General features: G+C 66.8%; 6 protein-coding genes and 1 pseudogene. 2 read left to right on the top strand and 5 right to left on the bottom strand.

Features of this window, described 5'->3' with window-relative positions:
- The first annotated feature begins 236 nt into the window (after window positions 1–236).
- Together istA and RIN75_RS43365 are read left to right on the top strand one after the other, a co-directional pair.
- Window positions 237–1604: an IS21 family transposase gene (istA, locus tag RIN75_RS43370; RefSeq protein ID WP_309117946.1), complete on the top strand. Its 1368-nt coding sequence runs from the start codon at window positions 237–239 to the stop codon at window positions 1602–1604.
- Window positions 1605–1636: 32 nt separating this feature from the next.
- Entirely contained in the window at window positions 1637–2278 is a 642-nt protein-coding gene (locus RIN75_RS43365) for an ATP-binding protein (RefSeq protein WP_375296105.1), read from the top strand.
- On the opposite strand, the pseudogene RIN75_RS43360 reads toward RIN75_RS43365, so the two are convergent.
- The 5 genes and pseudogenes from RIN75_RS43360 to RIN75_RS43340 form a co-directional block, all read right to left on the bottom strand.
- Window positions 2233–2360: pseudogene (locus RIN75_RS43360) on the bottom strand (sigma factor); the annotation flags it as partial. The gene RIN75_RS43365 and the pseudogene RIN75_RS43360 sit on opposite strands and share 46 nt — an antisense overlap.
- Window positions 2361–2523: 163 nt before the next feature.
- Window positions 2524–3282 carry a hypothetical protein gene (locus RIN75_RS43355; RefSeq protein WP_309117945.1) on the bottom strand — a complete coding sequence of 253 codons (759 nt, stop codon included), beginning with the start codon at window positions 3280–3282 and terminating at the stop codon, window positions 2524–2526.
- A 114-nt stretch (window positions 3283–3396) separates the two neighbouring features.
- Window positions 3397–8187, bottom strand: a complete 4791-nt coding sequence (locus RIN75_RS43350; RefSeq protein WP_309117944.1) for a PA14 domain-containing protein — start codon at window positions 8185–8187, stop codon at window positions 3397–3399.
- A gap of 175 nt (window positions 8188–8362) precedes the next feature.
- On the bottom strand, window positions 8363–8731 hold the full coding sequence (locus RIN75_RS43345; protein ID WP_309117943.1) for a hypothetical protein: 369 nt from the start codon (window positions 8729–8731) through the stop codon (window positions 8363–8365).
- Window positions 8732–8749: 18 nt separating this feature from the next.
- On the bottom strand, window positions 8750–9578 hold an 829-nt coding region (locus RIN75_RS43340; RefSeq protein WP_309117942.1), incomplete at its 5' end, for a transposase.

Genomic DNA, 9578 nt, shown 5'->3' with positions numbered 1-9578 from the left:
GCCGTGCCCAACGTGTCAGCGTCTTGCGTTCCTCGTCGGTCAACACCACAGCGGCCACCGGCCGACCCGTCCGAGCCATCGGACAAATCTACACTTACTCAACGAACTTCAGGCGCAGGACACTAGATCAACTTCCCAGATAGTTGTCCGTTCCAGCGTGTCGTTTGCGCTGGTCAATGCCCCTCCGGGTGAGGGTTCGCGGTGTTGGTCACCGTGGACCGTTGCGGGAGGGGCGGATGCTGTCTTGGGAGGAAGACGTGCAGGCGCATGCGTTGCGTCAGCAAGGCTGGTCGATCTCGGCGATCGCCCGGCACCTGGGCGTGGACCGCAAGACGGTGCGCGCGTATCTGTCCGGCGAGCGTGAGCCGGGGCGGCGGCAGCGCACGCAACCGACACTGATCGACCCGTTCCTCGAGTACTGCCGGGTCAGGTTGGCCGACGACCCGCACCTGTGGGCGTCGACGCTGTTCGACGAGCTGGCCGAGCTCGGGTTTACCGGCTCGTATCCGTCGCTGACCGCGGCGATCCGCGCGCACAAGCTGCGCCCGCATTGCGAGCCCTGCCAGGTCTCTCGCGGCCGCGACGTCGCGATCATCGCGCACCCACCAGGCGAGGAAACCCAGTGGGATTGGCTCGAACTACCCGACCCGCCAGCCGCGTGGGGTGTCGGTGGCCACGCGCATCTGCTGGTCGGCGCGCTGGCGCATTCCGGCCGCTGGCGCGGTGTCCTGGCCGATGCCGAGGACTTCCCGCACCTGATCGAGGCCATGGACGCGGTCGTGCGCCGGCTTGGCGGGGTCACCGAGGTCTGGCGGTTCGACCGGATGGCTACGGTCTGTTTCCCGTCGTCGGGTCGGATCACGCCGGCGTTCGCCCAAGCCGCGAAGCACTACGGAGTCCGGTCCGTCACGTGTCCGCCTCGGCGCGGCAACCGCAAAGGCGTGGTGGAGAAGGCCAACCACTCCGCCGCGCAGCGCTGGTGGCGCACCCTGAGCGACGACGCCACCATCGCCGAGGCGCAGGCCGGACTGGACCAGCTCGCCACGGCAATGGACGGACGACGCCGGGTCCGCGACGGCCAGCGCACCACCGTCGAAATGCTCGCTGCGGCCGAGCATCTTCATCCCGCTCCGCTGATCGCGTTCCCGGCCGAGCTCGACGTCACTCGTGTCGTCACCGCGCAAGCGCTGATCTCCTTCCGCGGCAACCAGTACTCCGTCCCGCCCGGCTTGGGCGGCTCCCAGGTTCAAGTCCGGCACCGGCTGGGCGCGGACGAGTTGCGCATCGTCACCGCTCGCGGCGCGGTGGTCGCGGCCCACCGCCGGGCACCCGATGGCGCTGGACGGGTGATCCGCGACGACGGGCACGTGGTCGCGCTCGAGCGGGCCGCGCTGGGCGCGTTCTCCACCAGCAAGCCCTGCGCCCACAAGACTCGCCGTCCGCCTTCAGCGGCGGCGCTGGCCGAGGCAGCCCGGCTGCGCGGCCTGCCGGCGACGGGGCCCGCGGCCCACGTCGTGATCGACCTGCCCGCCTACGCCGCCACCGCGGCCAGGCTGGACACGGCACCCACCTATGAATCGAAACCAGAGTCCGAGGAGGACTGAAACCTTTGTCTGCCAACCGAACAGGGCCACAGATGAGTGAGGCCCGCCGCTACCAACAACTCCGCGCACACTTCTCCTACCTCAAACTCGACAACGCCGCCGAGGCACTGCCGAGGATCCTCGACGCCGCCCGCGCCGAGAACCTCTCACTCACCGCCGCGCTCGAGCGGCTGCTGGAGATCGAGGTCACCGCCACCGAGCAACGCCGCCTGGCCGGCCGGCTGCGGTTCGCTTGCCTCCCGGATCCCTGGACGCTCGCGGACTTCGACTTCGCCGCCCAACCCGGCGTCGACGAGAAACTCATCCGCGACCTGGCCACCATGCGGTTCCTCGACGACGCCTCCAACGTGTTGCTCGTCGGCCCGCCCGGAGTCGGCAAGACCATGCTCGCCACCGCACTCGCCCGCAGCGCCGCCGAGGCCGGCAACCGGGTCTACTTCACCACCGCCGCCGACCTCGCCGCCCGCTGCCACAAGGCCGCGGTCGAGGGCCGCTGGGCCACCTGCATGCGGTTCTTCGCCGGACCGAAACTCCTCATCATCGACGAGCTGGGCTATCTCCCACTGCCCGGTGACGGCGCCTCCGCACTGTTCCAGGTGATCAACCAGCGCTACCTGAAATCCAGCACGATCCTGACCACGAACGCCAGGAACGGCCGACCCCGGTCGACATAGGATCGGCATAGGAGGGCAGCGCACTCAGCACGGCCAGGCACACCTCCTGGGCCACGTCGTCAGCCGACGCGAACGACCGCTCTCCACATGCATGAGGTGGCGTGATCCGCGCACCACATCGACTTCATCAAGTACAGAACGGTAGCGAGGCATCCACCGCGGCCTCCGACCGCTGGCGAACGCCTCGCTACCGGCGATGCGGGGCCACAAGGCCGGCTTGTCCACCCCGCATCAGACGATCAAACTCAATCGCCCCGGCCCCGCGTCTCGGCAAAACGGAAGGAAATCCACTCGAGTGACCCGTCGCGCCCTGCCAGGATCGGACTCAGAGCCACCCCTTGCATGAGTGGTTCGACCTTCTTCAGCCAAGGGCCGACTCGCTCAAGACTTCTTGCGATCACTACGAGAGTATTTTCCTTGTTGCGCTGTATGACGCTCAGTCGAGCCGGGACATCAATCCCTCTGAAATCCAACTCGACGAACAATTCGGAACCGTCGCCTGGTCCCGGTTCGGCTGTGTCGTCCTGAAACAACCGCCAACCGTGCAGTCGATGTTCGCCGAGCTCTTTCGAGATTTGCGCGATGGTGTCCACGAAATTACGTGCCGCCACATGTGGTGGCACCAGTGCCAAAAGTCCGTCACGCAGGTATTCCGTACCGATCAGGGAAACCTGATCGGCCTCGACGACCCGTTCGCTCTCGATGGGCTCCTCGATGATCCGCCGTACCGGGGGTCCGGTCTTCAATCTCTTGGCCACTTTGTCGAGCGCCTCGAAGGTCTTTGACTCGAGGTACTCGCCAACTTCGGTGAGGTCGCGTGAACTGATGATCTCATCTGGGACGACCAGTTCCACCATGGCCGTCCCGTCCAGCACGACCACCTTGCCTTTGAAGTCCGAAAAGGAGGGGGTCACGACCGCGACCAGAACGCTGTCCGCTTTTGTTCCAGCGAGCCAGGCGGCTTCGTCGACGCTGGCGTTCACCTTATTGGCGATCTGCTCCATGAGGGGCTGCCAGTATAGACCTCCGGGCTTTCTGGAGCGGGATGGTCCGACCCACCACGGTATCAGAGATGGATTGTAGGAGCTTGGCCACTGCACCAGGACCACTTCGCCTCCTTACCGGCAGCTTTTCCGCTGCCCCGGCGGGCAGTGGCCGTAGATGCGCTTGTACTGCATGACCCTGGCATGCTCCCAGTTTCTCGCCGGAATCCTTCCGCCGAACGGTCCGGCCATGTGTCGAACAGTACAGTCCGACCCCATCATGGCCTTGCACTTCGTGAGTTGTTGGCGCGGGCGGGCATTATAAGGCTTCCTGGCTGTGATCCCATACTTGTAGATTCTTCCCTTCGAGTCCTCAATTCTGTAGCCATAATAGGCCCCTTTGTAGCGGTTTGAGTTCTTGTGAGGTTTGGGTGCGGTGGCTGCCTGGGTTGCCACGTGAGTGGCGACAATCATCACCGTGAGACCGATCAGCGCGCCGGCGAACATTCCCACCGGCCCGAACGGCGTTCCGATTGCCGCTCCAGCGGCGCACGACGGGCATCGTCCGTCGAGGTCCGTCTGGTTGATCGGGTCAGCGTCAGCGTAGTCGTAGTCGTTGGCGCTGCCGCCTTCGACCGGGTCGACGGACAGGAAACGGCCGAGCAGCGGATCGTAGGGCCGCGCTCCCATCTGGACGAGGGCAAGCGCTCCGGCGTGCTCGTAGGGGCGCTGATGCTGTCCGAGCCAGCCGTGGTCCATCTGGCCTGGCAGGTTGTCGGGGACGTTGTCGGGATCGACCGTGCCGTCGGCCCGCAGCGGCTCCCCGTGTGGCGTGAACGTCCGCAGGGCACCGACCTGTTTGCCGTCGGCGCCGGTGGTCAGCCCCAGGTCGCCGCGGACGGTGGGGTGGTCGAGCGTGTGGTCAGTGGCCTGTGGCTTCCACGTGTACAGCGCCCCACCGGGCAGGCTGATGCTGCGTGACACGATCCTGTTGTCCGCACCGAGGGCCAGGTCGGCGGTGTCGCCGCTGCCGATGTGGCCGTAGCGCACGTCGGTCGCGGTGTCGCCCTGGGCGGCGGTCCTGCGGATGATCCGGTCGGTGGCGTCGCGAACATAGGACGCATCAGCCGGCGCGGTTCCCGTAGTACGGACAGCGATGTTGCGGTCCGCACCGTCCCACGACAGGTACGTCGTCGCCCCGCCGGTGGTGTACTGCGTGGTGTTGCCGTTGCTGTCGTACTGCACGTTGGTCACCGCGGTCGTACCCGTGGTGGCCAGGAGTCGGTCGGCGGCGTCGTAGCAGTAGTCGGTCTCTGCGATGCCGGACGAGGTCTCGTCCAGCAGCCGTACCCGGTTGGTGTTCAGGCCCGCGTTCGCCTGCGTGCCCGCCGGGCACGCCGTAGTCGCGGTGGAGGCGAAGTCGTAGGTGTAGTGGTGCCCTGCCACCCACGCCTCGGTCAGTCTGCCGTCTGCGTCGTAGACGTAGTTCGGAGCTCCCGGCCGGGCATCGATTCCGCCCAGTGACTCGTCGGTGATCGTGCCCGCTCGGGTGCGGTCGACGGTCGAGCTGATCTGGACGTTGTCGCTGGTCTTCCAGCTCTGCGACAGGATCCGGCCCGCGGAATCCTTCCCGACCGAGTTCAGGGATGTGCCGTTGACATAGGCCACGGATGCCAGTTCACCCGCAGCGTCGTAGGTGACAGTCGCGAGCACCGTGGTGTCCATCGACATCGTGAGCATTCGGCCCGCGTCGTCGTAGGTGTAGGTGGTGGCCTGAGCCGTGTCGGCTGCGTTTGGCGGGTTCACCGTCTCGGATTTGACGCGTCCCGCCAGGTCGTACGTCGTTTCGGTACGTACGCCGTGAGCGTCGGTGTATTCGACCACGCGACCGAGCAGGTCTGTCCGCGTGGTGACGGTGCCGTTGTGGTCGGACACCGAGGTGACCAGCGGGTCGCCGTTCACGGCGTAGTTCGTCGTGACGGTGCGCTCGGGCGCGGACGGCGTCGACGGGTGCTTCACCGAGATCACTCGGTCGCGGCCGTCGTAGGTCGTGCAGGTCCAGGCGCCGCTGGTGCCCTTGGCGACGATGCGCCCGGAGGCGTCGTAGATGTGCTCGTCCTCGCGTGCCGTGCCGGATGCCGGGGCGGGCAGGCGGGTGAGTTTGACGAGGCCGCCCTGGTTGATCGCCTCGACTTCGGTGGTACACGGGTTGTCCCGTGTTTCGGTGTCGCCGTAGTACACGTTGGTGGTCTGCACACCGGTGGGCAGAGTCTTGCCGGTCTTGCGGAGATAGCCCGAGCCAGCCGGTTCGTACGAGAAACGCGTCGCGACGCCCGCGGTCGACGTACTTGTGGCCAGGCCGTATCCAGCATCAAGGCTGTTGTCGGTGTAGCTGGTCGAGCTGATGGAGTTCTGTACCCCGTTCGACTCGTCCTTCACCGTGGAGGTGGTCAGGCCGTAGCGCGGACGCAAGTAGGTGCCGGGCACGATCTGTTCGCTGCCACCTGGCCGGGTCCAGTGCAGGTGCACATCGCCGGGACCACCGGTGTTGTTGTAGTCGATGCGGATGCGCTTGATCGCGCCGGCGGACGGCGGCGTGTAGGTGCCGGTGTAGGGGGTCGGCCCCTGGTCCTTCCAACCGTCGGCGATGAGCCGGTCGTCGATCCACAGCCGCACGCCGTCGTCGCCGACGACCTTGAGGGTGTACTGGCCCGCGTCCGGGAAGGTGATTTCACCGGTGAGGCGTGCCGAGTAGCCGGTGCCATTCAGCCCCGCCACCGGTGGCGTGGTGCCGTCGAAGTGTGCGTCGACCGCACCTCCGGTACCGAGACCGCCGGTTACGTGGGTCTTCACGGTGCCGGTCATGGAGGTGTTGTTCCACCACGCGACGGCCAGGCCCTGCATGCCTTCGTCGTAGTTGGTGCGGGTGTGCGGCATGGTGGCGGCGCAGGCCGCGGTGGGCTGCTGGCCGGTGAAGCAGCTCGCCGGCGCCGGTCCCCACTGGTCGGTGGGCCGGTCGTTGTGGTCGTAGACCGTCGACGACACCCGCCCGGCGGGATCGGTGGTGGTGAGCTGCTGGTCCTTGCTGTTCCACGTGGTCGATGTCGTCTTGCCGGTGGCGTCGGTGGAGCTCAGGTGTCGGTCGGCGTCGTCGTAGGTCACCTTCGTGACGTAGCCGGACGCCGGGGTCAGTCCTGCGATGTCCACGAAGGTCTGGCGGTTGGGCAGGTCGTAACGGTACGAGTGCGCCGGGCGCTGGGCACCGGCCTGTCCGTTGGGTGCTGGGGCCCGTACGCTGGTCGCGCCCCTGCGGGCGCCGACCGTGCCGTAGTTGACGAGCGTGTAGGTTTCCCAGATGTTGCGAGTGGCCGGGTCCTGTGCCGCCCAGTCCAGGCCCAGGGGGGTGCGGATCGCCTGCAGCGTGCCGTCGGCGTAGAAGCCGTACTCGGTGAAGTCGCCGCCGGGGTTCTCAACGCGGGAGATCACGCCGCTGCGGTACCACAGCACGGTCTGCGTGCCGTCCCAGTACTGGATGCGGCACAGCATCTGCGACGGCGGCAGCGGGTCCCAGCCTGACGGCATCGTCCGGCCGTAGCAGTCGTCACCGGGCCGGTTGTAGAACAGCCTGTGCGAACGCTGCGAGACGGGGTCGGTGATCTGCGCGAGTCGGGCCGGGGTCCCGTTCCAGCTCGTCACGTTCGCCGCGGGCTTGCGGCTGTCCACGACAGACGATTCCGAGGCCAGAGTGCCGTCGGCGTTGAAGGTGTAGACGTTCCCGGCCTCCTGCAGCGTGATCCTGCCGCCGGTGTCGAGGCCGAGCACACCGTCTTCACCCGCTGGCGGCGTGTAGCTGCCGGTGCCGGTCTTGGTCCAGGTGTGCTTGGTGCCGGTGCCATCGGTAAGCACGATGGTCTGGTCCTGTACCTGCGCCTTGGTGTAGGTCGAACCGTCCCCGGTCAGGTTGGCGTTGAGCTGCCAGCCCTTCGGCAGCACGGGCAGGTCCTGGGTGTAGAGCCACGACGCCGGGATGATCTGCGGCGGCACCGCCTTGTTGGATGCCTCGTTGGTCTGCACGAACAGCTTCATCCGGCCGGGACCGCTGGAGTGGTACAGCTCGGCCTTGATCGGCACCCGCTGCCCCGCGGTGAGAGCGATCTCGGTGACCGGGCCGTTCTGGCTCGTCAGCGCGAAGTTGACGTCAGAGGTGTTCTTGTTGTCATACACCAGCGCGTTGTTAACCCAGATCTTCGCGCCGTTCGCGTGCACACCACCGAAGTGGTACGTGCCGGTGACCGGAACCTGGAAGAAACCCTCCCAGCGGCCCACGAACCAGTCCTGCGCCAACGCCGGCGCGAACACCGACTCCGTGCCCCAGTCGGAGTTGACCTGAGGCTCGTTGCGCACCAGCACCGGGTTGGCGTCCGGCGTCCCGGAACGGGTGGAGTCGTTGAAGTAGGAGGCACGCAGCCCGTACGGTTCGCTGGCCTGGGAGTTGTAGCTGAACGTCAACCCGGACGAGCCGCCGACGGTGTTGAACGTCGGACCGGCGTCCTCGGTGTGGACGTTGCCGTTGGCGAGGTTCACCGTCACCGGGCCGAGCGGATCCTTGGGCGCGGGGCCGCTGTCGCCGATGCGCTGGTCGACCTTGAAACGCCCGGTCCAGCCCGGCCGGGTGGTCGTGACCCCGCCGGCGAGCGCGGTCAGTACCGTCCAGGTGTAGCTGCTGCCGTCGGTGAGCACACCGGCCGGAACCGTCCACGTCGGGCTGGTGAGGCAGCCTGAGTCCACGACGATGCCGGACTGGGCGTCCGCCCCGGTCGCGACCTTGAAGCAGTACAGGGTGCCGTCACCGGAGGGGTTGCTCACCGGGCTGACCGACAACGTCGGCGTCAGGGTGGTCAGCACGCTGCCGTCGGCCGGGCTCACCAGCGACGTCGCAGGCGGCGCGGTGCCGTGGTCGACGATCAGGTTGACCTGCATGTTCTTGTACGACCAGTCGCTGCCCTCCGAACCGGTGAGCATGAACCAGGTGCTGTTGTCCCGTGCGTTGACCTTGCCCGCGATGAAATCTGTCAGCGCCTTGGACTGGATCGAGCCCCGGTCACCGATCGGCCCGGACGCCAGGTGCTGCCCGATCCCGTTGATGTCCAGCGCAGACGCGTGGCTGCCACGACAGCATCGACCCGGTCTGCGCGTTGCGCCAGAAGTCGTAGCGGGCGCCGATGATGTTCTTGCCGAACAACGGCGTGAAGTCGTGCCGGAACGCCGTACGCCAGATCGAGTCTCCACCGTTGGGCCCGGACTTCGAGTTGCCGACCGCGATGCCGCAGTTGGTGCACTGGTAGCCGTCGGACTTGTAGGCCCTCGACTCGTCGTCGTTGTTGAACCCGTAGGTGTAGGTCGGGTCCACGACGATCGGGTACACCCGAGCCTTGTCATTGAGCCACGCCGGGTCAACCGACACGGTCAACAGCCAGGTGTTGCCGTCCTACTTGAGCCCGTAGGTGCCGCCGGTTTGCGCGGGAGCCTTGTTGTCCTCTGCGCTGCCGGAGGAGTCCCAGGTCACGATCGGCGGCAACGACGCGACGACCGAGCCCTTGGTGTCCTTGATCAGCACGCCGTCGTCCTGCAGGGACGGGGTAAGCGCGCCGAGGTCCATCCGGAACGCCCAGCTGCTCGTCGCCGAGGGCTTCTTGACGACGATCGACTCCTTTACGCTGCCCGGCTCGACCTCGTACTCCAGGTCGGTGTCCGGAAGAACGTCCACATAGGACGCTTTTGAGTCCTTCGTCTGCCGGGCAACACGCCGGGCACCCTCAAGCGCGACCGAAATCCGCTGGCCCGGCCCGCCCAGGTTGATCGGCTCCAACGTGACCAGGCGGCGATCCTCGGCGGAAGCGGCGAACTCCGGCTTCAACTGGTGCAGGCCGGCCTTGGCGCGCTTCGAGCCGCGGTCCTCGGTCAGCCGCGAATCCACCGCCTGCCAGGCACCCTTGTCATCCCGCACGCTGACCGGCACCTTGGACAACACCGTTGTGTGAGTGCCGTCCGGGTTGACGTAGTCGACGGACTTCTCCGCGCGCCCGACCTCCTTCGACGTCTTCGCATCGAACTTCGCGTGCGCGAGCCGGTCGACGTTGCGGGCGCGAGAGGCATTGACGTTGCGTTTGAGGTCGGCGTTGAGCACCTCGTCGGGGTTCAACTCGGGGCTGTAGCCGGGCATCAGGTGCAACTCGACCCGCTCGGTGTTGTCCTGTAGCCAGGCGCGGACGGCCTTGCTCCGGTGCACCGGGTGTCGGTCGGCGATGACGTGCACC

Origin of the sequence: Saccharothrix sp. (assembly GCF_031180885.1) — a bacterium.
Lineage (GTDB): Bacteria > Actinomycetota > Actinomycetes > Mycobacteriales > Pseudonocardiaceae > Actinosynnema.
This window is presented reverse-complemented; position numbering and strand designations above follow the sequence as displayed.